The organism is Nocardia sp. SSK8 (assembly GCF_037034205.1).
Classification (GTDB): Bacteria; Actinomycetota; Actinomycetes; order Mycobacteriales; family Mycobacteriaceae; genus Nocardia.
In genome coordinates this window covers 398,917-422,426 of record NZ_JBAGKD010000004.1, presented here as the reverse complement: position 1 = coordinate 422,426, position 23,510 = coordinate 398,917, and the positions used below count along the sequence as shown (strand labels likewise).

Below are 23,510 nucleotides of genomic sequence, written 5' to 3'. Positions count from 1 at the left end.
TTGTCCATGCAAGAACGCCTCGTCGATCGCCATCCGGAGGTCCCGGCCGACCAGCTCGTCGCCCAGATGGTGCCTCCGCCCATGTTCGACGAGGTGAGCTTCGCCTCCTACATTCCCGATCCCAAGGAGCCGAGCCAGGCGGCCGCGGTCCGCAAGGCCGAGGAATTCGCCGGTCAGGTCGCCAAGATCCACAAGGCCGCGTCCAAGAAGAGCCTGTTCGGCAAGAAGAAAGCGGTCTCGGGCGCCGGGCTGTACCTCGACGGCGGTTTCGGTGTCGGCAAGACTCACCTGCTGGCCTCGATCTTCCACAGCGCGCCCGCGCCCAAGTCCTTCGGCACCTTCGGCGAGCTGACCAACCTGGTCGGCGCGCTGGGCTTCGTCAACGCCGTCGAGCGGCTCTCGGCCAACAGCCTGCTCTGCATCGACGAGTTCGAACTCGACGACCCTGGCGATACCACCATGGTCTCGCGCCTGCTCACCGAGCTCTCCGCCGCGGGCGTGTCCATCGCCGCCACCTCCAATACCCTGCCCAGCCAGCTCGGCGAGGGCCGCTTCGCCGCCCAGGACTTCCTGCGCGAGATCAAGAAGCTCGGCTCCATCTTCGAGCCGGTGCGCGTCGACGGCCCCGACTACCGCCATCGCGACCTGCCGCCCGCCCCCGAGCCCACCTCCCCGGACGTGCTGGCCGAACGGGCCGCCACCACACCGGGTTCCACGCTCGACGACTACGACTCGCTGCTGAAGCACCTGAGCACGCTGCACCCGTCCAAGTACGGCGCCCTGATCAACGGCGTCACCTCGGTGTTCATCTCCGGTGTGCACCCGGTGACCGACCAGGCTGTGGCGCTGCGCATCGTGGTGCTGGCCGACCGCCTCTACGACGCGAGCATCCCGGTGACGGTCTCCGGCGCCAAGCTCGACGAGATCTTCTCCCAGGAGATGCTCGACGGCGGCTACCGCAAGAAGTACCTGCGCGCGATCTCGCGACTGCTGGCGCTGTCGCGGTTCGAGGCCGCCGCCGCGTGATCGTCGGGGTCCGGGTGTAGCTTCTGGACATGCTCACCGTGCCCCGTCATCGTGCCGTGCGCGCGAGCCTGTCCGTCGCGACCGCCGTGGCCCTGCTGTTCGGGCCGGTCGCCGGGCAGGCTCTGGCCGCGCCCGCCGCGCCGAGCGAGACCACCACCGCCGACCGGTTGCTCGGCCTGTCCGGCGTGCCCAATGCCAGGGACGCGGGCGGTTACCGCACCACCGACGGCCGCTGGGTCCGCACCGGCCTGGTCTTCCGCTCCGGCGCGCTGGACAAGGCGACTCCCGCCGACCTGGCCCGGCTGACCGCGCTGGACGTCACCGCCGTCGACGACCTGCGCACCGGCTACGAACGCTCGCTGGCCCCCGACAAGCTGCCCGCGGGCGCGACCGGACATTCCTACGACGTGATCGGCCAGGCGCCGCCGCTGATCCTGGCGGGCGCGCTGTTCGGCGGCGAGGGCATGTACCGCGCCTTCATCACCGCGCCCGGCGCCAACGAGGCCTTCGCCGCGGTGCTGCGCGGCATCATCGCGGCCGAGGGCGGGGTGCTCTACCACTGCAGTGCGGGCAAGGACCGCACCGGCTGGACCTCGGCGCTGCTGCTCAGCCTGCTCGGCGTCGACCGCGCCACCGTGACCGCCGACTTCCTGCTGTCCAATACCTACCGCAACGCCACCCCGGGCGACCCGCTCAACGGCGTACAGGGCGAATGGCTCGACGCGGCCTTCGACCAGGCGAACCTGTCCTACGGCAGCTTCGAGGGGTACGTGCGCGACGGGCTCGGGCTGACGCAGGCCGAGATCACCGCGTTGCGCGCGAAACTGCTCGCCTGAGGCTCAGAGCTCGCGTTCGAAGACGAAATCGTCGTGCACCTGATTGCCGACGAGGAAGGTCTTGGTGCCCACCCGGGCGAAACCGCTCTTGGTGTAGAACTTCTGGGCGCGCTCGTTGGCCTGGTTGACCCCCAGCCACAGCGCGACCGCGCCCGCCTCGCGCGCGATCGTGACCACCGCCACCATCAGCGCTGCGGCCACCCCGCTGCCGTGATGGCCGGGCAGCACGTACATCTTGCTCAGTTCCACCACCGCGCCCGGACGGACCTGCGCGTCGACCTCCGGATCGCGCGGGCGACCGGCCACCAGCATCGCGTAGCCGACGATCTCGTCACCCTCGACCGCCTTGAGCACCGTGCGGTCCGGATCCGAGAGGTACTCGCCGAAGCGCTCACCGGAGAGCATCTGCTCGAGAAAGATCTCGATGTCGCCCGGACTGGCCTCCGGCGGGCAGGCCAGCGGAAAGGTCGCCGCGGCCACGTCACTGAGCGCTTCGGCGTCCCAGAGTCCGGCCCGATCGACGACGACGGAACTGTTGGTCATCAATCCAGTACAGCACGGGTCGAGTAATCTCTCGGCCATGACGAGCGGTAGCCGCATCGGGATCGTCGGTGCGGGAGTGGCGGGTTTGGCCTGCGCGAAGGTTTTGAGCCAGGCGGGTTTCCCGGTCGAGGTCTACGACCGGGCCCCTGATGTCGGCGGTGTGTGGAGTGCCACCCGTCGCTATCCGGGTCTGCGCGCGCACAACAGCAAGTACACCGGTCATTTCACTGACCACCCGATGCCCGAGGACTATCCCCGCTGGCCCGACGGTCAGCAGATGCAGGCCTACCTGGCCGGGTACGCCCAGCACTTCGGGCTCTCCGGCAAGCTGCGCCTTGCCACCGAGGTGGTGGCGGCCGACCCGGTCGACAGCGGCTGGCTGCTCGAGATCCGCGACCGCGACGGCGTGCATCACGCCTCCTGCGACCACCTGATCGTCGCCAACGGCGTGCACAGCGACCCGGTGCTGCCGTCGCTGCCCGGCGAGGCCGCCTTCCGCGCGGCCGGGGGACAGCTGGGTCACGTCTCGCAGTTCCGCGACGCCGAGCAGGCGCGCGACCGGTCGGTGGTCGTCATCGGCTACGGCAAGTCGGCCTGGGACGTCGCCGAGGCCGTCAGCCACTTCGCCGACGAGACCACCGTGGTCGCGCGCACGCTCACCTGGAAGATGCCGCGCACCTTCGGCGCCGGGATCGACTACGAACGGCTGCTGCTGACCCGCGCGGGCGAAGCGCACTTCCGTTCCCGCGTCCCGCACCGCGCCGAGCGCCTGCTCGACCGGCTCGCTCTACGCGGGACGAACATGGACCTGCTGCAGGAGCGGGTCATCCGCAGGCTGCGGCTGCGTGAACTCGGGCTGGTGCCGCCGGGCACCCTCGCCGACATCGCCACCAGCAGTGCGGCGCTGGCCACCGAGGGCTTCGTCGACCAGGTCGAGGCGGGCCGCATCGCGGTCTGCCCGGACACCGAGGTCACCGAACTCATCGGCAGTCAGCACGGGCCCGCGGTCCGGCTCGCCGACGGCAGCGTGCGGCTGGCCGAGATCGTGATCTGCGCGACCGGCTACAAGCAGGAGGTGCCCTTCCTCACCCCGTTCGTGCGGCGCGCGCTCACCGACGAGACGGGCGATTTCCGGCTCTTCCGCAACACCCTGCCCGTCGACGTGCCGAACCTGACCTTCGCCGGTTACCACAGCTCGAATCTGAGCGCGCTCGGCGCCGAGGTCGGCGCGCACTGGATCGCCGGGCTGCTCACCGGCAAGTTCGTGCCGCCGATGCCCGAGCTGATGAACTCCGAGATCGACGAGCAGCTGGCCTGGTCGCGCGAGCGCACCGGGGGCAGGCACGCGCACGGCGCCTCGGTGGGCCCGTTCGCGCTGGCCGCGATCGACGAGATGCTCGACGATCTGGGCCGCACGCTGCCGTGGAGCACCCGGGTGGGGCAGTGGCTGCGGCCGGTGCGGCCCGCCTCCTACCGGGGTGTGCTGCGGGGCCCGGTCGTCCCCGCGCCCGCGGCGCCCGCGCCCGCCGCGTTCACCGAGAGCTAGCCCGACACGCCGGACGGTCGTCGCGCAACGCCGCGGCGCGATACCGGCAATGGTGATAATCCTCGCGTGGATGCGCTGGATCTGAACCTGTTGCTCGCGCTGGACGCGCTGCTGGACACCAACAGTGTCACCGAGGCGGCCCGGCGCCTGCAGACCTCCACCTCGGCGATGAGCCGCACGCTCACCCGCCTGCGCGCGGTGCTCGACGATCCGCTGCTGGTGCGCTCCGGCCGCACGCTGGTCCCCACTCCGCGCGCGCTGGAGCTGCGCCACGATGTCGCCCACCTGGTGGAGCAGGCCCGCGCGCTGCTCGGCGGGCGCGAGGGCGGGCCGGGCAGGCAGCGCGACTTCGTCGTGCGGGTGGGCGACGCGGTGGCGGCCCGGCTGTCCGGACCGCTGCTGGCCGCCGTGCGGGCCGAACTGCCCGGCGTGAGTGTGCGTTTCCTGGCGGCCGACCCCGCCGACGGCTCGGTCGCGCTGCGCGACGGCCGGGCCGATATCGAGGTCGGCATGCTCGGGCGCACCGACCCCGAGACGGTGGTGCAGCGGCTGTTCGCCGACCGCTGGATCGGCGTGGCCGCCGCGCGGCATCCCTTCGCCGCCGCCCGCCCCACCGTCGCCGCCTACGCCTCGGCGCTGCACCTCGAGGTCTCACCGACCGGGCGCACCCACAGCCCGATCGACGACCGGCTGGCCCTGCACGGACGCACCAGGCGGGTGGTGGCGACCGTGCCGGACCTGTCCACCGCGCTGTTCACCGTCACCACGACCGAATTGATCTGTCCCGCACCGGAACAGCTCTGCGCCCCCGCCTGCGCGGCCCTGGGCGCCGCCGTCTTCGACATCCCGCTGCCCCTGCCCGACCCCGTGGTCGCCATGGCCTGGCACCCGCGCAACACCGCCGATTCGGGCCACCGCGCCCTGCGCGAACTCATCGCCGACGTCCTGGCCACCCGCACCCCCGCGGTCGAACTCGTCACGCCCCCGGTCGAACTCGTCCCGGCGCGCGCCGAACCGGCCTCGGCCTAGCCCGCCTCGGGCGTCGGCGGCCCGAACACATCCCGCCGCCCCGGCGGCAGCCCCGCCGACCGCTTCAGCTCGTCGAGCATGGCCTGCAGCTTGTCGACATGCGCCCGCTCGTCCAGATCGAACGCCCGGAACGTCCCCGTCACGGTGATCCCCGCGTCATCGGTCGCGGTCGGGGGCGCCGGATCGGTGCGGTCCTTGGGCAGGCCGATGGTCGGCGGATCGAACTCCGTGGGCGCCGGGGCCCCGGGTTCGGTGTGACGCGGTGCGGTGGGGGAGTTGCCCGCCGGTGCGGTCTCGCCGATCCGCTCCGGATTCCGTTGCGCGGCAGGCTCGTTCGTGATCGCCGTATCCGTCGTGGCCTTGAACGGGGCGAGCCGGGCAGGCGGTCCCGCCGGAGCCGGGGTCCCGGTGGGTGCCGGGGACACTGTGGGTGTTGGGGACGTGGTGGGGGCCGGGGACACCGGCTCGAGGGCGAAATGGGTGTCGGCGCCGGACGGCCGCGTGAAGGTCGCCGTCGTCGTGTCGGAGGGCACCCCCGTCGGATGTGCGAACGCCGGGTCGGTCGAGGTTCCCCCGTCAGCCGGACGGCCGGAACCAGCGGGGACCGCGCCCGCCGACGAGGCGAGTCCCGCGGGAGACTGCTCCCCGGCGGCGTCGGGCGCGGTCGAGGAGGACGACGCCGAGCTGTTGTACGTGGAATGAGTCAGGGCGCCACCGGGTGCCGACCCGGGAGGAACGGCCGCGAACGGCGCGGTCGAATCCGGCGCCGAACCCGCTGAACCGGTAGAAGAGTGCGGCACGGTCGATTCGTGCGCTGCGCCGCCGCCCGCCGAGCCGTGCGCGGCAGTGGTCGACGCGGTCGAGTCGTACGTCGCATCGACTGGAACGCCGGAATCGTGCGCGGAGCGGACGGGGATGGTCGATCCGCGCGCCGTGCTGTCCGAGATGGTCGATGCCTGCGTCCCGCTACCGAGTGCGGTCGAGTCGTCTGCCGCGCTGTCGGGAACGGTCGATGCGCGTACCGAGGTGGGCGAGCTCGTCGAATGGGGCACGGTGTGGGAGGGGGCGGTCGAATCGCTCGCGGTAGCGAAGGTGGCCGTCGAATGGTGCGTCGCGGCGGGAGGGGCGGTCGAGTCGCGCTCTGTGGTGGCTCGGGTGATTCGGTGGTTCGCCGAAGTGGGAGCGGTCGGCTCCTGCGGGGAGGTGGTTTCGGAAGGGGAGGCAGGGAGGACACGGGGTGCCGTGGACGGGGGCTCCGGCGTCGCGAGGGGGGTGATGGGGATGGCGAGGCGGTCGCGGGGTGTGAAGTCGTCGAAGAGGGAGTCGCGGCGGGACGAGTCGGTGGTGAAACCGTTGCGGGCGTGGCCGTTACGGGGCGGGGTGGGGTCGGGTGAGGCGGGGGTGTCCTCGGCGAAGGTCCACTGGAAGCCGTTGGTGCCCTGGGTGGACGCGTCGGTGCGGTCACCGGCGGTCAGCCCGGCGGCACGGGGATCGGGCGTGGGCGAGCTCCCGCTGTCCGGCCGCGTCGGGCGACTGCCGATCCCGTTGTCGGCGAAGCCCGTCGGTGCCGCGTGCGAGGAACTGTCCCCCTCGCCGGACCCGGCTGGACCGTCGGTGAGCCTGCCCGCGGGCCTGGCCCGCTCGATCCCGGGACCCGCACCCGGCTGCACCGCCCCCGCGGACTCCTCCGGCCGATCCTCGACAGCGCGGACGTCCGCCCCGGGCGCACCACCGATCACGCCATCGACAACGGCGTCACGCGTGCCCTCACCGGCACGTACCCCCTCGCCGACGACCCGGCCGTTCCGGCCCCCTTCGTCGACCGTGACCCGGTCGCTCCCGGCCTCGGGGGCGATCCGGCTGCTGAGCGCCGAGAACGAGACAGCCCGCTCCGGGAATCCCCGGGCTTCCGAGCTCTCCGGCTCGCCGCTGGGCGTGATCGCGCCGATACCGGCCGCCACACCACCGGAGCGCGCACCGGACCGGTCGCTGGTCGACTCCGCGTCACTGGCATCGGCCGCGCCGGTCACGCTGCCGGTGTCCGTGACGCGATCGTCCACGATGTGACTGTCCGTGACGCGATCGCCCGCGACGCGACTGTTCGTGTCGGTCTCGGTCTCGACCATCTCGAGCTGCGCCGTCTCCCGCTCCACCGTCGCGACCGCACCGGGCGTGTGCGCGGTGCGGGGGACCGGGGTGACGGTGATGGGCCAGGTCGGATCGCCGAGGTGGTCGGTGGCGGTGGGGCGCAGGGCGGACTGCCTGCGTTCCAGCGGCGGCCGGGCGCCGTCGATATTGCGGAAGGGGTGGGGCGCAGGCGGTTCGGGGGCGAGGGCGGCCTCGGCGGCGCGCTCGGCGGCTTCGGCGGCCTCGCGGACCTCCCGGCGGCTGCGGGTGCCACGGGGCGCGGCGGGGGTGGGCTCGGGATCGCCGCCGTCGAGCGCGTCCAACCGGGAACTCAACCGCGAAATGTCCTGTGACGCATGAAATGCCCAGGATTCCAGCCTGCGGATGCGGATCTGGTCGGGGACGTCCTCGTCACCCGGAAAGGGCGGAACCTCCTCCTGCACGCGGGCGGCGACCACATCGAGCTTCTCGCTGACCTCACGCAGCGCCGCGGCGATGCTCGCCAGCATCGACCCGATGGTTTCGTCGTGCTCCGCGTGGTTCATGCACACCCTACTTCCCGTGGTAGGCGAGCGGGCCCGCCTCGGCCGCAGCGATCATATCCACCGGTGCCGCCGCGTGCGTCGTCGTCCCGGACCGGCCCACCGATCGAGGACACGCCGACGCGTTTCTCAACCGGGATGAAACGGACACGCAACAGGCCCGGTCTGTGTATCGAAATGATCAAGATCTCGGGGACGTTCTGCGACGTCGGCACAATGAAATAGCTTGATATACAGGTTATGTCGTGTTTGTGATCTCGCTCACCGCTCGATGACGCACCCGAGCGCGGGTCAAGGGGGCTGGCGGCGTGTCGGTGGCTGCGGGAACCTGGTGTCCAGGGCGCGAGCGCGAGGCCCCTGGGTAGGGAGTGATGGTGTGAGGACGACGCGGCGCAGTGACACCCAGGTGGTGTGTGGACGACGAGCTCTGCTCGACGAGCTCGGCATCTCCGAGGGCAGTCGGCGCGCGGCTCCCGAACGGACCGGGTACGGCTGTGGCTGTCCCGAATGTGTGGCCGCGCAGTGGAACACCCAGCGGCTCGAACACTGGATCTGCGGCAGGCTCACCGCGGCGGGTGCCGACGAGGCCGAGGTCGACACCCGCGTCGACGACATCCCCGTCGATATCTACTGGCGCCGCGGCGACCGCCGCTGTGTGGTGGAGGTGCACAGCGGCCCGCTGGACATCACCGCCGCCCGTGAACACCGGAAACGCCTGCGGGCGGCCGGAGTCGACGACGTGCTGTGGGTCTGCCCGCAGGGGTACTGGGTGCCGCTGGTCCCGGCCGTCGGCATCGCCGACTTCGCTCCCACGGCCGCGGACTACCGCATCGACCAGGGCATGCTCGTCGCGGGTGAGACGGGTTTCGCCGCGCCCGCGCAGGCGAGCGGCGAGTTGCGTGACTTCCTCGAGGGCTGGGTGGCCGGCGAGATCGAGTGGGGCCATCGGGATCTGACGACAGGAGGGTGGGCCGAGGTGGGCACCTGGGAACGGCATACCGCGGCGCAGGCCGCGATGATCGAGCACCAGCGCCGCGAGCTGCGCGATCAGCGGGTGGAACTGGCGGTCTCGCGGCAGACCGTGCGCGACAAGCAGAAACTGGTGACGCGGCTGCACAACCGGATCGACCGCGCGGGCGTGAACGCCGACGCCGAGGCCATCACCCTGGCCGGGGTGCGCAGTGAGCTGCTCGCCCAGCAGCGCGTCGCGGCCGGTCTGCGCGCGACGATCGGCCGGATGGACCGCACGATCAATCAGTGGCAGTGGCTGACCTGCTGCGCGATGCTGCTGGTGGTCACGCTCCTGGCCGGGGCGATGGTGATGCGCTGAGCCGCAACGGCATCCGGTCCCATCGCCAGTCGTTACGCAGCACCAGACCGGCGAGGTCCAGCAGGTCGAGGCCGGTCTCGGCGCACAGCGCGGCCAGCGCGGCCCGGTCGTAGGGCGCCTGCGCGAGGTCGGCGGCGATGCGCTCCTCGACGGCGGGATCGGTGTCGCGCGCGCGTAATCGGTCCGCGCCCAGGGTACTTCCGGTCCAGGCGAGCCAGCCCCAGCCGTGTTCGCGCGCGTAGGCGCGTGCGTGTTCGCTCTGGACGCGGGTGTGGTGGAAGGCGATCCGGCCCAGCGGCACCACGTCGACGAGCACGATCCGGCCGTCGGTGAGCTGGGCGGCGACCGCCGGATAGTGGGTGTGCTCGACGCCGTCGACGGTGTAGGTGAGCGCGACCGGCTCCTCTTGGAAGGCGACGACCGTGGGCGCGGCGTCCAGGGAACGCAGCAGGCGGGCGGCGAGCGCGGAGTCGTAGGCGACCTCGCGGCCGATCTTGGCCAGATAGAAGCGGCCGCGGCCGTCGTCGTCGCGGTCGGTGACCCGGGCCGAGGTGGTGGGGAGCGGGGCGGGCGAGCCGGTGGGCCGGTCGAGGCCGGCGAGCAGCGGGGCGAGGTCGTCGAGGTCGTCGGTGGGGGAGTGCAGTTTGGCCAGGATGCTGGCGGTCTTCTTCTGCCAGCCCAGGATTCGCTGCATCACATAGCCCGCTACGCGTTTGGCGTCGGCCTGGTCGTGCCCGGCCAGGCGCAGCTTCAGATAGGACCACTCCATCGCCACCAGGTCGGTGTCGGTGGCGTAGGTCTCGGCCAGCAGCATGCGGGTCAGCCGGAGATCGCCCGTGTCGCGGGGATAGCGCTGGGCGAACACGCCCGCGCAGCGGTGCCCCGAGCGCTCGGCTTCGCGCACGAGCCGCCCGATGGCCTTGGTGTAGAGCTGGCGCACCCGGTCGCGCGCCAGGTCGTAGCGGGCGCCGATGCGGGTGAGGGTTTCCGGGCGCTGCCCACCGATGCCCAGGCGCAGTGCCACGATCCGCGCGTCACGGGCCGCGCGTTCGGCATGCTCGACGAGCAGTTCGCCGACCAGTTCGTCGAGCTCCTCGAGCTCGAACGAGACGTCGGCGGCGATATCGTGGCCGACCTCGCTCGTGGTGCTCACCGTGCAACCTCCCTCGCTCGCCTCGGGTCAGCGTAGCGGGGCCCACCGACAACTCCGGGTCAGAGCGCGGTGAGGTACTCGCTGTAGAACAGGCACAGCCCGGTGGCCGACGCGATGCCCGCCAGCACCCAGAACCGAATGATCACCGCCGTCTCCGGCCAGTTGTTGAGCTCGAAATGGTGATGGAACGGCGCCATCCGGAACAGCCGGGTGTGGGTGGTCCGGAAGACCACGATCTGCAGCACCACCGACATGATCTCGGCGACGAACAGCGCGCCGATCACCACCGCGAGCAATTCGGTGTGGCTGGTGATGGACAGTCCGGCCAGCAGGCCGCCGAGGCCGAGCGAGCCGGTGTCGCCCATGAAGATCTTCGCCGGGGCGGCGTTCCACCACAGGAACCCGATGCACGCGGCGGCGCCCGCGGCGCTGATCATCGCCAGGTCGAGCGGGTCGCGCACGGTGTAGCAGGCGCGGCCGGGGCTGATCTCGCAGGAGTTGTCGTACTGCCACAGCGTGATCACCACGTACGCGCCGAGGGTCAGGCTCATCGAGCCCGCGGCCAGGCCGTCGAGGCCGTCGGTGATGTTCACCGCGTTCGACCAGGCCACCACCAGCAGCACGATGAACGCGACGAAGAACAGCGAGGCGAAGGAGATGGTGCTGATATCGCGGACGTAGGACAGGTTGCGGCTGGCCGGGGTGAGCCCGGTGGCGCCGGGGAACCGCAGCACGAGCACCGCGAACACCACCGCGGCGCCGATCTGACCGATGTACTTGCCCGCCGCGGTCAGGCCGAGGTTGCGGTGTTTGCGCAGTTTGATGGAGTCGTCGAGGAAGCCGACCACGCCCAGGGCCGAGGCGAGCAACAGCACCAGGATGCCCGAGGCGCTGGGTCCCGGTGCGTCCCACAGCATCCCGATCAGATGCGACCCGAGATATCCGGCCCACACGCCCGCGCCGATCGCCAGCCCGCCCATGGTCGGGGTGCCGCGTTTGGTGTGGTGGCTGGCCGGCCCGTCGATCCGGATCTCCTGCCCGAACCCACGCCGTGCGAACACCCGGATCAGCACCGGGGTGAGCGTGATGGTCACGACCAGTGCGATCCCCGCCGCCAACAGGATCTGCCTCAAATGCTCGCCCCTCACACGTGGCCTGGTCCGCGCCACCCGACCCGCCCGGCGACGCCGAGTGCCGATCCTAGGTGAGCCCACCCCCACTCCGCCCACCGAGTGACCCGCGTTACAACCCCCACTCCGTACCCGCGCTATCCCTCGAACAGCGCCAGCTCTACGGTCTGGTGATCACACTGCTGGCACCCTGGGGAACCACCTTGCGGCTCACCTGGCCGGACTCGTCAACTGTGATCATGACTCGTTCCTCGTAGTTGAGCCAGGCGACCAGTGCCCACATCGGCAACCAAAGTCCGCAGGAGACGACAGACAGGATCAGATGAAGGATGTGGTTGGGCTTGTTGCCACAAATGACGACAGCGTTGACCTCACCCCGGTACTCCACCCTTGCACCGGCGCCGACTTCGTCGGCGATGGCCGCATCGAGCTTGTAGTGATTGTCGTTCACCTGGGAGCTATCGCCTGACGCCGCTCTGCCGTTTCAACGGCAATGACAGGTGCTCTACACAGAGCTGATGATCGCCATCACGTCGCTGATCTGGCACGAAAACAAGAAAGACCCCCTCGAAAGGGGGTCTGACCTGGTATTACGGTGGTGCGCGATACTGGGATTGAACCAGTGACCTCTTCCGTGTCAGGGAAGCGCTCTCCCGCTGAGCTAATCGCGCGAGGTGGAGACGGGAATCGAACCCGTGTGCACGGCTTTGCAGGCCGTTGCCTCACCACTCGGCCACTCCACCGCGCAAAGGAGGATTGGCAAAATGCCTAACCTACCTCTCGAGCGGATGACGGGATTCGAACCCGCGACCCTCACCTTGGCAAGGTGATGCGCTACCAGCTGCGCTACATCCGCATTCACACTTCCGGAGGCTGTCGGCCTGGCGGCTTCGCTGTCCTCCGTGGTGCGATGAGAACATTAGCCGACGTTCGACGCAGACTACAAATCGCCTGGTAGATGGGTATGAATGTGAATTACACGAGTGTCGTTCAGGTGGGTGTGGGGTGGCGTTCACCAGCCTGTGGGCGGGAGGTGTCGGCCAGCGGGGGGATCGAACTACAACATCACGAGACCTAGATATGCGCATTAAATAATGTATGCGACCGAGGTGGAAGGGGAGGGGTGGAAAGCGCGGGGGCGCAAGAACGGCTGAGGACCCCGAACCCCCCGTTCACGAGGCGATTTGGTGTCACACCGGTACCCCGTGCTAATGTTCCATCTCGTTCGAGAGGCCCACCACGGTCTCCCGGAAACAAGGTACGGTCCCATAGCTCAGCGGGAGAGCGTCCGCCTCACACGCGGAAGGTCGCTGGTTCGAAACCAGCTGGGACCACACAGTATGGCTGGTACGACACGATCCATGTCGGCCAGCCATTTTTTATGCCGTCAGCAGGTGGAGTCGCCGCCTACCCGGGTCGGGATCCGGGAATCGCGTCCGAACCGTACTCATCGCTCGCCGGTCTCGAGAACGCGCATCTCGCCGTGGTGAAATACCCGCTTGCGAGAGTATTGCGAGAAGGGGAATGCGCGGGGAAACGGGTCGCCTGTCCGGCCCGGAAGATCGGTCATTGCCCCAGTTCGAGCCACGCCATGCCGGTGGACCGGGAATCGATTTGCTGAAAGTGTGCTGTGTATATCCTTTTGCCCGTCCTGATCGGCAGAGGCGAGCGGGTGTCCGTTCGCCTCAGGAGGGTTGGAGGTCTGTGCCCACATGGTTCGGCATCGCTCGGTTTCGCGTCCGGCGGTCCTCACGCCCGGCGCTGCGACATCGCACTTCCGTCCCGTGCTCCTCGACGCGTCGAGCCCGGACGGCGGGCGTGACCTCGAAGCGCTGGCGGCGTCGGGAGCGGTCGGCGCGGTGCACGACACGATCGACGAGCAGCTCGACGAACTGATCCGCAGCCAGAACCCCGCCGTCGAGCATTCGGCGGACACCTTGGCCGCGTCGCGACGCCGGATCTGCGGCGAGACCCCACGGTGGCGGTGGGGAACGTGGGTGTTCTATCCGTGGAACGGGCGGCTGGTGCACGTGCTGCCGCGCGAGGACTTCCAGCGGGTGCGCACCGACCGGAATCGCGGCAGGATCGACCGGGCCCAGCAGCGCGACCTGCGCGCGCGGCGGATCGGCGTGGTCGGGCTGTCGGTGGGCAACAGCGCCGCGGTGACGCTGGCGATGGAAGGGGTCGGCGGATCGTTCCGGTTGGCCGATTTCGACGCCCTGGGACTGTCGAATCTGAACCGGCTGCGGGCCGGGGTGGACGACCTCGGCGTGCCCAAGGCGGTGCTGGCGGCGCGTCAGATGTACGAGATCGACCCCTACCTCGACATCGAGGTGTTCACCGACGGGCTGACCGAGGACTCGATCGGGCCGTTCTTCGACGGCGTGGACGGCACCGGACCGCTGGATCTGCTGGTCGAGGAATGCGACACGGTGTGGGCCAAGGTCGCCACGAGGGAATACGCGCGGCGCCGGGGGATCCCGGTGCTGATGGACACCAACGATCGCGGCCTGTTGGACGTGGAACGGTTCGATCTCGAACCCCATCGCCCCCTGTTCCACGGCCGCACCGGCGCGGCGACCTCGGCCGATATCGCGCGGATGAACCGCGCCGAGCAGCTGTCGTTCCTGCTGGCGGTGGTCGACGAAGCGCGATTGAGCCCGGCCATGCGCGCCGCGATCGGCGAGATCGGCCGCGGCCTGTCCAGCTGGCCGCAACTCGCCTCCGGGGTGACGCTCGGCGGCGCCCTGGTGGCGGACACGGCCCGGCGCATCCTGCTCGGCGAGCTGATCCCGTCGGGGCGCACCTATATCGACCTCGACGCACTCCTGCCCGCGATAGATCCACCGAGTACTCCGGCGTCCGTGCGAGTGATGGAGGAGGTCCGTTGACGATCGACCTGCGGGACGTGGAACTCACCGGTTCCCGGCTGCGATTGCGGGATCTGCGGGCCGGTGATCTAGGCGTCTACCAGCGGATCTTCACCGATCCGCGGCTGACCCGGTACATGGGCACCGACAGCATGGGCGTCCAAGCGGCGACCGCCTCCTTCGAGGCGGCCCTGCGCGCCAGGGGCGAGAGTCCGCGCCGCAAGTACACGCTGGCCATCACGGCACCCGACGAGGACACCATGGTCGGCACCATCGGTCTGCTGGTCGAGGATTACGGCAGCAACGCGATGATCGGTGGCCTGGTCGTGATTCCGGAAGGGTCGCTGCGGGCCGGGGGGATCGAGGCGGGCAGGCTGCTGGCGGCTTTCGCCTTCGGGCCGCTCGGGATCCACCGGGTGTGGGCGGGACACCGCCACGATCATCCGGTGATGGACACGGTGATGTCGGGAGTGGGCTTGACACCGGAGGCCCGGCTGCGCCAGCTCTACCGCACCCACGGCCGATGGCACGACGTGTGCACCTACGCGGCCGTGCGCCCGGAGTGGGCTGCGACAGCGACGGCCGCCGAACGCCGCATCATGGCGTTACGGCCAACTGCGGCAAGGGAACACGTCACTGCGGGCCGGTGAAGCGGGGGGCGCGACCCGGTCGAATCGGGCTCCTGGGCGGGCGCGGCGCGATAGCATCGCCGACTACCACCCGAACGCGCAGCGGCCGGCGAGGGGCGGGACTCCACCGCCGGCGGGAATCCGAGAGTGGAGATCACCCATGGCAGTGCTGATCGACTCCGACTACTTCACACCGGCCGACCGCCGGGAGGCGGTGACCGCGATCCTGCAGGAGGCCGATATCGGGGCCAACCTGAAGATGTGGGACGCACCGGCCGAAGTGGTCAGCAGACACCAGGCCTGGATGCTGGGACCCATCGCGCTCACCCGCTCGGAGGTCTCCGGTCACCAGGTCTGCCGGACCCGCAGGCACGAGCGCGCCACCCCCAGCGACACCCTGACCGTGACCGTGCAGAACGGCCAGGTCCGCAGGCACGAACAATTCGGCGCGCAAACGCTGATCGAACCCGGCTCCTGCGAAGTCATCGATCTGGCAGGCACGTTCGCCTCCGGCTGGCACGGGCTCGGCGGCACGCTGTGCCTGCAGCTGTCCAGGGAGCGCCTCGGCATCTCCGCGGAGACGATCATCGCGGCGCACGGGCGGCTGGCGGCATCGCCGCTGTATCCGATGGTCACGGCGCAGATCCAGCATCTCGTCCGGATCGCCGACCAACTCGAAGCCGACCCGGCCGCCGCCGCGGTGGGCGAGTCGTGCCTGGAAATGGTGCGGGCGCTGCTGATCTCGGCCGCGGGGCGTGGTCCGGGGGACGGTGGCGCGATCCCGGAGCAGCTGCTGATCGAGCAGATCCTCGGGTACGTGCGGGCACACCTGGCCGATCCGGGTCTGAAGATCCCGGGTATCGCGGCCGCCAACAACATCTCCGTGCGGCACCTGTACAAGGTGTGCGCGCAGTCGGGGATCAGCCTGGAGCAGTGGATGATCGAGCAACGCCTGGTCCGGGCCCGCGACATGCTGGTCGACCGCGGCTACGCGCACCGGTCCATCGGCGCGGTGGCCGGTGCCGTCGGTTTCCGCGACCCCGCGCACTTCACCCGGCGATTCCGCGAGACATTCGGGATGACACCACGGGATTGGCGCCGCAGCGCCACCGCGGCGGACGACCCACCGAAGTAACCGGCGATTCTGCGCGCGGCGGCGCTCGAGTTTGTGCGTGCACAGTCAGCGGGCGTGCAGTCACAGCCTCTTTCGCGCGCCGATTCCCCGATATCTTTCGAATGTGGCTGCGCGAGACCGCTTCAGGAGTGCGGGTGTTCGCCGACGGACACCGCGCCGATGCAGTCCGTGCCGAGGGCATCGAGAGAAAGGGGGGGACCATGTCCACGATCGGCAAAGCGATCCGGGCCGCGCGGATGGCCTCCGGATTCACGCAGGCGGAACTGGCCGACTGGATCGGGATCCGCGACGGCAATCAGATCAGCCGGTGGGAACGTGACGTGGTGACACCCAGTCCCGACAGTGTCGGTGAGCTGAAGCGGGTCCTGGGCGTGCGCCTCGACAACTCCTCCGGCGATACGGTGTCGTGCTGATCGGCGCGCTCCGGGGCTAGGAGACGACCTGGGCGCTGAGGTAGCCCAGAAGGACCTGGACGTCGTCGCCGTAGTCGAGGTGGGCCGCCGAGGCGTAGAAGTTGGCCATGTCCACACCCTGGCGGCCCAGCTGGACGAGCTCCTCGACGGTGGCGGGGTCGGTGAGGCTGAGCAGGCTGCGGGTGGTCGCCCCGAGATCGGCGCGAATGCCCGCGGCGACGGGGCCGAGGACGGAACCGGTGAGGTCGGCACCGGTGACGGCCACGGTCGCCAGGTCGGCGTAGGCGGCGAAGGGGTCGTGGCGATCGAGGGACTCCACCGCGCGCCAGAGCACCTCCTGGATCCGACCCGCCCGGTCGGCGATGCTCAGCAGGTCGAGGTGGGTCAGGGCGTCGGCGATGACACTGACGCCCGCGGTCCGGCCGGAGGGATCGGCGGCGGCCGCCGCGCGGATGACCTCGGCGACCAGGGTCCGGTCCACCCCCGCCGCGGCCTCGACCAGCGGGGACAGCGCGACATTGAGGGCCATCGCCGACCGGTGCGCCGCGCGGATGTCACCCGCCGCGAGCAGCTCCGGCAGGCGGGTGAGGTTGTCGAGGATGACCGGCAGGTTCGCCGCGGTGGCGGTCCAGCCCGCACCCATGGTGACGGCCTGCGCGATCAGCGCGCGCGGATCGACCGTGGCGGGCAGCACGTCCGCGATCGGCGCGGGATCACCGCTCAGGACCCGGCCGACCACGGCGAGGAACGGGGAGGTGGCGGCATCGAGGGAGCAGTACAGGTCGCCGTCGGCGCACAGGGTGCGCACGCGCTCGGTCAAGGCGCCGAAATCCCGGCTCCGTGTCCCGGCGATGCCCTGGCCGGGCTGCGGGGTGCCCAGCGACAGCGTGGTGCCCGGATCGCGATGCGGATCGGCCAGTAGCCCGACCCCGATCACCCGATCGGCGGCGAGGGGGCCGTCGCCGTGGCCGATCGCGGTGGCGAGGTCGCCGATGCCGTCCGCGCCCTGGCTGTAGCCCGCGAGCACGACCCGGGTCGACGCGCACAGACCGCCGAGCATGCGGTCCAGGCGGGATTCCAGGGTGCTCAGGGACTCGGCGTAGGTCAGGCCCAGGTCGAACGCGCTCGCCGCGTAGGGGACGTAGCGGACGGTGATGTCACTGCCGAACTGCCGTTGCAGGCCGTCGCCGACGGGCCGGAGCATGCCGACCGGCACCCGGGGATCGGCGTCGGGTGTGGTCTCCCAGGTCCCCGGCGCGAGGACGGCGGTGTACGGCGTGCAGGGCGGCGCGGCGGGCGATTGTGCCCGCGCGAGGCCGATCGCCGAGGTCCCGACCGTGAGGACGGTGGCGAACATCGTCGCCGCGGTAGCCTTCAACAACCTGTCCATCGTCGAATACCTCTGTTGCCGAGGGGGATTCGCCACGTCGTGGTGAGCGCTGGAATCCCGCGGAACTGCCGTGGAGAATTATCGCCACTCGGCGCCGGTCCGGTCCGCGCTTTCAGACACGGTTTTATTTCAGATTCGGCAGGGGCCTGTCGCGGCCCGCGCCGTCGCCGCACGACCGGGGAGCCGGTTTCGGTGAATCAGCGGCAACTCAATAGCATGGAAGTGCCGTACCGATCGAGGAACCTGAGGACGCCTGTGACTACCGAACAACTTGACCGCTGGAATGCGCAGGAAGCAGCCGCCGAGGCGATGATTCCGATCATCGGCACGCTGTACCGGAGCAAGGGTGTGACCATCCTGCTGCACAGCCGCTCGCTGGTGAACAAGTCGGTGATCAGCATCCTGCGTACGCACCGGTTCGCGCGCCAGATCGAGGGCGAGGAGCTCTCGGTCGACGAGACGCTGCCGTTCCTGCAGGTCCTCAGCGAGCTGGACCTGGGCGCGTGCAAGATCGACCTGGGCCAGCTGGTGAAGGCGTACCGCGCCGAGGGCGGCGACCGGTCGATCGCGGAGTTCGCCACCGATGTGCTGGCCGACGTGCTCGACGGCAACAAGACCCAGCCGCAGGGCCCGCGGGACGTGGTCCTCTACGGTTTCGGCCGGATCGGCCGCCTGGTCACCCGCCTGCTCATCGAGAAGGCCGGTTCGGGCAACGGCCTGCGCCTGCGCGCCGTGGTCGTGCGCAAGAGCGGCGAGGAAGACCTGGTCAAGCGCGCGTCGCTGCTGCGCCGCGACTCGGTGCACGGCGCCTTCAACGGCACCATCAAGGTCGACACCGAGAACAACACGATCACCGCCAACGGCAATGTCATCAAGTTCATCTACAGCAACGACCCGACGACGATCGACTACACCGACTACGGCATCGACAACGCGATCCTGATCGACAACACCGGCCGCTGGCGCGACCGCGAGGGCCTGGGCCAGCACCTGCGCCCCGGTATCGAGAAGGTCGTGCTCACCGCCCCCGGCAAGGGTGACGTCCCCAACATCGTGCACGGCGTCAACCACCGCGAGCTGGACCTGTCCCAGCAGATCTACTCCTGTGCGTCCTGCACGACCAACGCGATCGTGCCGCCGCTGAAGGCCATCGACGACGAGTTCGGCATCCTGCGCGGCCACGTCGAGACGGTGCACTCGTTCACCAACGACCAGAACCTGCTGGACAACTTCCACAAGGCCGACCGTCGCGGCCGTTCCGCGCCGTTCAACATGGTGCTCACCGAGACCGGCGCGGCCTCGGCCGTCGCCAAGGCGATGCCGGACTTCAAGGCCAAGATCACCGGCAACTCGATCCGCGTCCCCACCCCGGACGTCTCGATGGCGATCCTGAACCTGCAGCTGGAGCAGGAGGTCACCAAGGAAGAGGTGCTCGCCTACCTGCGTCAGGTCTCGCTGTCGGGCCCGCTGAGCCGCAACCTCGACTACACCGCGGCCACCGATGTGGTCTCGAGCGACTTCATCGGTTCGCGCGCGGCCTCGATCATCGACGCCAACGCGACCATCGTCGAGGGCGACACCGCCATCCTCTACGTCTGGTACGACAACGAGTTCGGTTACTCCTGCCAGGTCGTGCGGACCGTGCAGTACATCTCGGGCATCGAGTACCCGACCTACCCGCAGGTCGGCGCGCAGGCCGATACCCGCGAACCGGTGACCGCCGCGGGGTAGTCCGCCGCGGCGTAGCGAGGGGATCCGGTCGCCGACCGGGTCCCCTCGGCTGTGTCCGGGTGGACCGAACCGGGCCGCCTGTGCATACTGATCGCATGACATCTCGTCGAAAGGGCGTTCTGCGCCCGGGCCGTTGAGCCCCCGGCCGGTCATCGAACCGGCTTCCCTCGATTCCCGTCTGTCCTTCTGGGTGCGTGTCCGCGAGTTCGCCGTATCGCCCGCGATGATCGACACCGCCACCGCCCGCCGTCGCGTCGGCGACTGGTCCGGCGCCTGTGCCGCCGCCGGGGTCGATACCGACCTCGATCTGCGGTCCCTGGCCCGGAGCCGGGGTTCCACGCTGGCCGCGCGCGTCCGCGCCGACCTGCGGCATCTGGCCCCCGACCTGCTGCGCTGGCACCTACCCCGCATCGCCCCGGATGGTCTGCTGCGGCCCGGTCTGACGATCTCGCTGGCCCGCTACGGCCCCGATCCCGGTGGGGGCGTGGTGGATCCGGTGCACCTTGTCGTCCGGACCGCACCGGCGTGGGCCGATGCCGGACAGCGGCTGAGCCTCGCGCTGTGGGACGGTGCCGGTGCCCACCAGCATCCGCATCCACGCCCGGATCGGCGTTTCCGGCTCGACCTGCACCGGCACCTGTGGGACGCCCGCCGCGCCCACGAGCTGCGAAGTCGTTCGGGCGCAGCACAATTCGCCGCGGGCGACCTCGATGCCGGATTCCCGGAATCCCTCCCCGACACCTGCGCGGTACACTGCTGGGCCGCCGAGGCAGCGTTGCTGCTGCGCACCGAACTGTCCCCGGCTGGGCTGGTGCAGGTGCGGTACGGCGCTCGGCGCGGCCTGGTGCTCGCGCTCGCCGACGACGGTGCCGCCCGGATCGTGGACGACCCGCCCCGGGGTGCCCGGCTGCCGGTGCTGCCCGATGCGGCGACCTGGGTGCTGCCCGATCTGGCGCTGCTCCGCGCGGGTGCGATCACCGCCGATCGCCTGCATCCGCTGGTCGCCGCCGCGCTCGAACCGGGGCACCGGCCCGGTGGTTCCGATGCGCAGCCTGTGCGTGGGCAGCGTGTCGTGCAGTGCCGGGGTGAGCGTCACCGGATCGGCCTGGTCGACGGCGTGCTGACGGCCCTTGACCACGACCCGGCCGAACTGCGCCGCGAAGAACTACTGGTGGCCCTGACCGGCACCCCGCTGCCCTGCCTGCGCGCGATCGACCGGGCGCATCGGAGCCCGGAGGACCTGGCCGGGGTGCGGGAACGGCTCGATCACGGCGATACCGCCGGGGCGCTGGCCGTGGTCGAGGAGCTGCTCGGTCCCGAGGCGCTGTTGCGCGAGGGGCCGCTGCTCGACGCGCTGCGACAGTCGGCCGAGCGCCGGGTCGTCTACGGCCTGTTCCGTGCCGTCTGCCCGAGCCCGGTCATTCCTTTCCGCCGCCGAAGCGGCTGGTCCGTCGCGTGCGCGGCGGACACCCGCGGCACGCGGTCAAGTCCTGACGCGCCCCGAGCGCTCGAACTTCTACCCCCGAGGTGAATCACTCATGTCTGTTTCCGTGCTGTCCCGTCCCGATTCCCAGCTCGACGTCGCCGCCGACCTGCTCGCCCTGCTCGGCGACGTGCGCACCGAACCGCGCCCGGACACCCGCCTGGAGGCGCTCACCCTGGCCGTGGCCGCCGACCTGCCGGTCTTGCTCTGGGGCGAGCCGGGCATCGGCAAGACCGCCGCCCTGACCCAGCTCGCCGAGACCCTCGACCTGCCGCTGACCACCGTGATCGCGAGCGTGCACGAGCCCTCGGACTTCTCCGGCCTGCCCGTGATCGGCGACGATCCGGCCACCCAGGGTGTGCCGATGGCACCGCCGGACTGGGCCGTCGACCTCGCGCGGACCGGACGCGGCCTGCTGTTCCTCGACGAACTGTCGACCGCGCCGCCCGCTGTGCAGGCCGCCCTGCTGCGCCTGGTCCTGGAACGCCGGATCGGCGCGCTGCAACTACCCGCCGGGGTCCGCGTCGTCGCGGCCGCCAACCCGCGCTCCTCGGCGGCCGACGGCTGGGAACTGAGCCCACCGCTGGCCAACCGGTTCGTGCATCTGCAGTGGATCCACGACCACGACGTGGTGGTGCGCGGTCTCGGCGGTACCTGGCCCCGGGCCACCCTGCCCACCCTGGACGCCGAGAAGCTGCCCGAGGCAGTGGCTTTCGCGCGCCGCGCGGTGTGCGAGCTGCTGGCCGCGCGGCCCAAACTGGTCCATCAGCTGCCGACTTCCGAGACCCGGCGGGGTGGCGCGTGGCCGTCACCGCGCAGCTGGGAAATGGCGTTGCGGCTGACCGCCTTCGCCACCGCCGCCGGTGCCGGACGCGATGTGCTCTCGCTGCTGGTGCGCGGAGCGGTCGGCGAGGGCGCCGGTTTCGAGCTGCTGACCAGCATCGACCGGATGGACCTGCCCGACCCGGAAGTGCTGCTGGCCGACCCGGCCGCCGCCGAGCTACCCACCCGCGGCGACCTGCGCCAGGCCGCCCTGGACGCAGTGGTGGCGGCGGTGCGCGGGCGCCCCGACCGGGCCCGCTGGGACGCGGCCTGGGCCGTGCTGGCCGGGGCGGTCGAGACCGGCGCGCCGGATCTGGTGGTGGTCCCCGCGACCACCCTGGCCTCGCTGCGCCGCGACGACTGGACGGTCCCCGCCACCATCGAGCGCCTCGCGGGCATGGTGTCGGTAGCGCAGCGGGCCGAGCGGGCGGGCGAGCGGGCGCGGGTGGGCCGATGAGCGCGGACCCGGCCGGGCTCGACACCGAGAAGCTGTATGCCGCACGGCTACAGGCGGTGTCGGCGCGCCCCTATCTGGCGAGCGCGCTCTACGCCCTGCACCTCGTCGCCTCGCGCCGTGTCCCCACGATGGGCGTCGACCGGTACTGGCGCTGCTACGTCTCGCCCGGATACGTGGACCGGACGCCGGTCGAGGAACTGGCCTCGGTGCTGGTGCACGAGGTGTCGCACCTGCTGCGCGAGCACCACGCGCGCAGCGACCGCTACGCCAGGGACAACGAGCTCACCGGCCCGGCCGAACGGCTCCGGATGAATATCGCCGCGGACGCCGAGATCAACGACGACGCCTTCGGGGACGGTTTGATCCCCATCGAGCACGCGGTCACCCCGGCGAGCCTCGGCCTGCCCGACGGGCAGCTCATGGAGGAGTACCTGCGGCAGTTCCGGCTCGGCCCGCACACCGCGGCCATGGCCTGGCTCGACTGCGGCAGCGGCGCGGACGGCGCCGACCGCGACTGGGAACTGGGACCCGACGGTGCCGACGGGCTCAGCGAACAGGAGCGGGCCGCCGTCCGGTTCCGGGTGGCGCAGGGGATCACCGGCCGCCCGGGTGACGCGCCGAAGGGCTGGCGGCGCTGGGCGGAGCGGGCCCTGCATCCGCCGCAGCCCTGGCGTCAGCTGCTCGGTGCCGCGGTGCGGTCGGCGGCCGCGGCGGCCGGTACGGGCGCGGACTACACCTACGGCCGCCCGGCCCGCCGCTCGGCCGGGCTACCCGGCGTCGTGCTGCCGAGCCTGCGGACCATGCCACCGAAGGTCAGCGTGGTCATCGATACCTCGGGCTCGGTCAGCGACGCCGAACTGGGCAGCGCGCTGCTCGAGGTGGGCGCCATCGCCCAGGCCGTGGGCGGCCGCCGGGACCTGGTGACGGTGTTCTCCTGCGATGCCGCGGTGCACCTGGCCGGGCCGCTGTGCCAGGCCGAGGGGATGACGCTGATGGGCGGCGGCGGCACCGACCTGCGGACCGGTTTCACCCGGGCGGCGCGCACCACCCCGCGCCCGGATGTCATCGTGGCCCTCACCGACGGGCAGACCCCGTGGCCGTCCACCCGGCCCGCCTGCCGCACCGTGGTCGGCCTGTTCGCTCGGGAGCGGACCTGGCGCGAGGATCGCCCGGATTACGTGCCGGACCGGCCGCCGGAGTGGGCGCGGGTGGTCGATATCGGCTGAGGCGCAGCGGGATCCATGCGCTGTGGTGCACGTCACATTTCCGTAGCGATTCCCATCGCGGCTTTTCGTACGCTTGGGTAATTCTTTACTAT

19 protein-coding genes and 4 tRNA genes are annotated in these 23,510 nt (G+C 70.7%); 14 read left to right on the top strand and 9 right to left on the bottom strand.

What is annotated here, in order from left to right:
* Nucleotides 1-6 precede the first annotated feature (6 nt).
* The gene (gene zapE, locus WA675_RS11170; RefSeq protein ID WP_336084145.1) at nt 7-1,026 is read left to right on the top strand and encodes a cell division protein ZapE; all 1,020 of its coding nucleotides are present in this window, start codon (nt 7-9) and stop codon (nt 1,024-1,026) included.
* A gap of 29 nt (nt 1,027-1,055) precedes the next feature.
* Nucleotides 1,056-1,862 (top strand): tyrosine-protein phosphatase, encoded by an 807-nt coding sequence (locus tag WA675_RS11165; RefSeq protein ID WP_336084144.1) that lies wholly within the window; start codon nt 1,056-1,058, stop codon nt 1,860-1,862.
* Nucleotides 1,863-1,865: 3 nt separating this feature from the next.
* Here WA675_RS11165 and WA675_RS11160 read toward each other — a convergent pair whose 3' ends face one another.
* Nucleotides 1,866-2,405 carry a GNAT family N-acetyltransferase gene (locus WA675_RS11160; protein WP_336084143.1) on the bottom strand — a complete coding sequence of 180 codons (540 nt, stop codon included), beginning with the start codon at nt 2,403-2,405 and terminating at the stop codon, nt 1,866-1,868.
* Nucleotides 2,406-2,442: 37 nt separating this feature from the next.
* Here WA675_RS11160 and WA675_RS11155 point away from each other — a divergent pair, with 37 nt between their 5' ends.
* Nucleotides 2,443-3,951 carry a flavin-containing monooxygenase gene (locus tag WA675_RS11155; protein ID WP_336084142.1) on the top strand — a complete coding sequence of 503 codons (1,509 nt, stop codon included), beginning with the start codon at nt 2,443-2,445 and terminating at the stop codon, nt 3,949-3,951.
* A 66-nt stretch (nt 3,952-4,017) separates the two neighbouring features.
* Nucleotides 4,018-4,980 (top strand): LysR family transcriptional regulator, encoded by a 963-nt coding sequence (locus tag WA675_RS11150; protein WP_336084141.1) that lies wholly within the window; start codon nt 4,018-4,020, stop codon nt 4,978-4,980.
* Here WA675_RS11150 and WA675_RS11145 read toward each other — a convergent pair.
* On the bottom strand, nt 4,977-7,652 hold the full coding sequence (locus WA675_RS11145) for a hypothetical protein (RefSeq protein WP_336084140.1): 2,676 nt from the start codon (nt 7,650-7,652) through the stop codon (nt 4,977-4,979). The two genes, WA675_RS11150 and WA675_RS11145, sit on opposite strands and share 4 nt — an antisense overlap.
* A gap of 373 nt (nt 7,653-8,025) precedes the next feature.
* Here WA675_RS11145 and WA675_RS11140 point away from each other — a divergent pair, with 373 nt between their 5' ends.
* A complete protein-coding gene (locus WA675_RS11140) occupies nt 8,026-8,979 on the top strand; it encodes a hypothetical protein (RefSeq protein ID WP_336084139.1) in 954 nt (317 codons plus the stop codon).
* Here WA675_RS11140 and WA675_RS11135 read toward each other — a convergent pair.
* The 6 genes from WA675_RS11135 to WA675_RS11110 form a co-directional block, all read right to left on the bottom strand.
* Nucleotides 8,945-10,132 carry a hypothetical protein gene (locus WA675_RS11135; RefSeq protein WP_336084138.1) on the bottom strand — a complete coding sequence of 396 codons (1,188 nt, stop codon included), beginning with the start codon at nt 10,130-10,132 and terminating at the stop codon, nt 8,945-8,947. The genes WA675_RS11140 and WA675_RS11135 overlap by 35 nt on opposite strands.
* Before the next feature lie 59 nt (nt 10,133-10,191).
* Nucleotides 10,192-11,265 carry a phospho-N-acetylmuramoyl-pentapeptide-transferase gene (gene mraY, locus WA675_RS11130; RefSeq protein ID WP_336084137.1) on the bottom strand — a complete coding sequence of 358 codons (1,074 nt, stop codon included), beginning with the start codon at nt 11,263-11,265 and terminating at the stop codon, nt 10,192-10,194.
* Nucleotides 11,266-11,422: 157 nt separating this feature from the next.
* Nucleotides 11,423-11,713 (bottom strand): hypothetical protein, encoded by a 291-nt coding sequence (locus tag WA675_RS11125; protein WP_336084136.1) that lies wholly within the window; start codon nt 11,711-11,713, stop codon nt 11,423-11,425.
* Between the two features lie 145 nt (nt 11,714-11,858).
* A tRNA-Val gene (locus tag WA675_RS11120) sits at nt 11,859-11,933 on the bottom strand.
* Between the two features lies 1 nt (nt 11,934).
* Nucleotides 11,935-12,005, bottom strand: a tRNA-Cys gene (locus tag WA675_RS11115).
* Between the two features lie 40 nt (nt 12,006-12,045).
* Nucleotides 12,046-12,118 (bottom strand) — tRNA-Gly (locus tag WA675_RS11110).
* A 406-nt stretch (nt 12,119-12,524) separates the two neighbouring features.
* Between WA675_RS11110 and WA675_RS11105 the strand changes: the two genes are divergently transcribed.
* The 5 genes from WA675_RS11105 (at nt 12,525) to WA675_RS11085 (ending at nt 16,309) form a co-directional block, all read left to right on the top strand.
* Nucleotides 12,525-12,596, top strand: a tRNA-Val gene (locus WA675_RS11105).
* 450 nt (nt 12,597-13,046) lie between these two features.
* Nucleotides 13,047-14,153 (top strand): ThiF family adenylyltransferase, encoded by a 1,107-nt coding sequence (locus WA675_RS11100; RefSeq protein ID WP_336084135.1) that lies wholly within the window; start codon nt 13,047-13,049, stop codon nt 14,151-14,153.
* Nucleotides 14,150-14,782 (top strand): GNAT family N-acetyltransferase, encoded by a 633-nt coding sequence (locus WA675_RS11095; RefSeq protein WP_336084134.1) that lies wholly within the window; start codon nt 14,150-14,152, stop codon nt 14,780-14,782. Before WA675_RS11100 ends, WA675_RS11095 begins: the two co-directional genes overlap by 4 nt.
* Before the next feature lie 139 nt (nt 14,783-14,921).
* A complete protein-coding gene (locus tag WA675_RS11090; protein ID WP_336084133.1) occupies nt 14,922-15,896 on the top strand; it encodes a helix-turn-helix domain-containing protein in 975 nt (324 codons plus the stop codon).
* Between the two features lie 134 nt (nt 15,897-16,030).
* Nucleotides 16,031-16,309 carry a helix-turn-helix domain-containing protein gene (locus WA675_RS11085; protein ID WP_336084132.1) on the top strand — a complete coding sequence of 93 codons (279 nt, stop codon included), beginning with the start codon at nt 16,031-16,033 and terminating at the stop codon, nt 16,307-16,309.
* Nucleotides 16,310-16,325: 16 nt separating this feature from the next.
* On the opposite strand, the gene WA675_RS11080 is transcribed toward WA675_RS11085, so the two are convergent.
* On the bottom strand, nt 16,326-17,699 hold the full coding sequence (locus WA675_RS11080) for a cutinase family protein (protein WP_336084131.1): 1,374 nt from the start codon (nt 17,697-17,699) through the stop codon (nt 16,326-16,328).
* Nucleotides 17,700-17,915: 216 nt separating this feature from the next.
* On the opposite strand from WA675_RS11080, the gene WA675_RS11075 reads away from it, so the two are divergent.
* The 4 genes from WA675_RS11075 to WA675_RS11060 all read left to right on the top strand — a co-directional run bounded on the left by WA675_RS11075 (nt 17,916) and on the right by WA675_RS11060 (nt 23,418).
* Nucleotides 17,916-19,430 (top strand): glyceraldehyde-3-phosphate dehydrogenase, encoded by a 1,515-nt coding sequence (locus tag WA675_RS11075; RefSeq protein ID WP_442945602.1) that lies wholly within the window; start codon nt 17,916-17,918, stop codon nt 19,428-19,430.
* Between the two features lie 223 nt (nt 19,431-19,653).
* A complete protein-coding gene (locus tag WA675_RS11070) occupies nt 19,654-20,961 on the top strand; it encodes a hypothetical protein (RefSeq protein ID WP_336084129.1) in 1,308 nt (435 codons plus the stop codon).
* Nucleotides 20,962-20,968: 7 nt separating this feature from the next.
* Nucleotides 20,969-22,192 (top strand): AAA family ATPase, encoded by a 1,224-nt coding sequence (locus tag WA675_RS11065; RefSeq protein WP_336084128.1) that lies wholly within the window; start codon nt 20,969-20,971, stop codon nt 22,190-22,192.
* Nucleotides 22,189-23,418 (top strand): vWA domain-containing protein, encoded by a 1,230-nt coding sequence (locus tag WA675_RS11060; protein ID WP_336084127.1) that lies wholly within the window; start codon nt 22,189-22,191, stop codon nt 23,416-23,418. Before WA675_RS11065 ends, WA675_RS11060 begins: the two co-directional genes overlap by 4 nt.
* Nucleotides 23,419-23,510 lie beyond the last annotated feature (92 nt).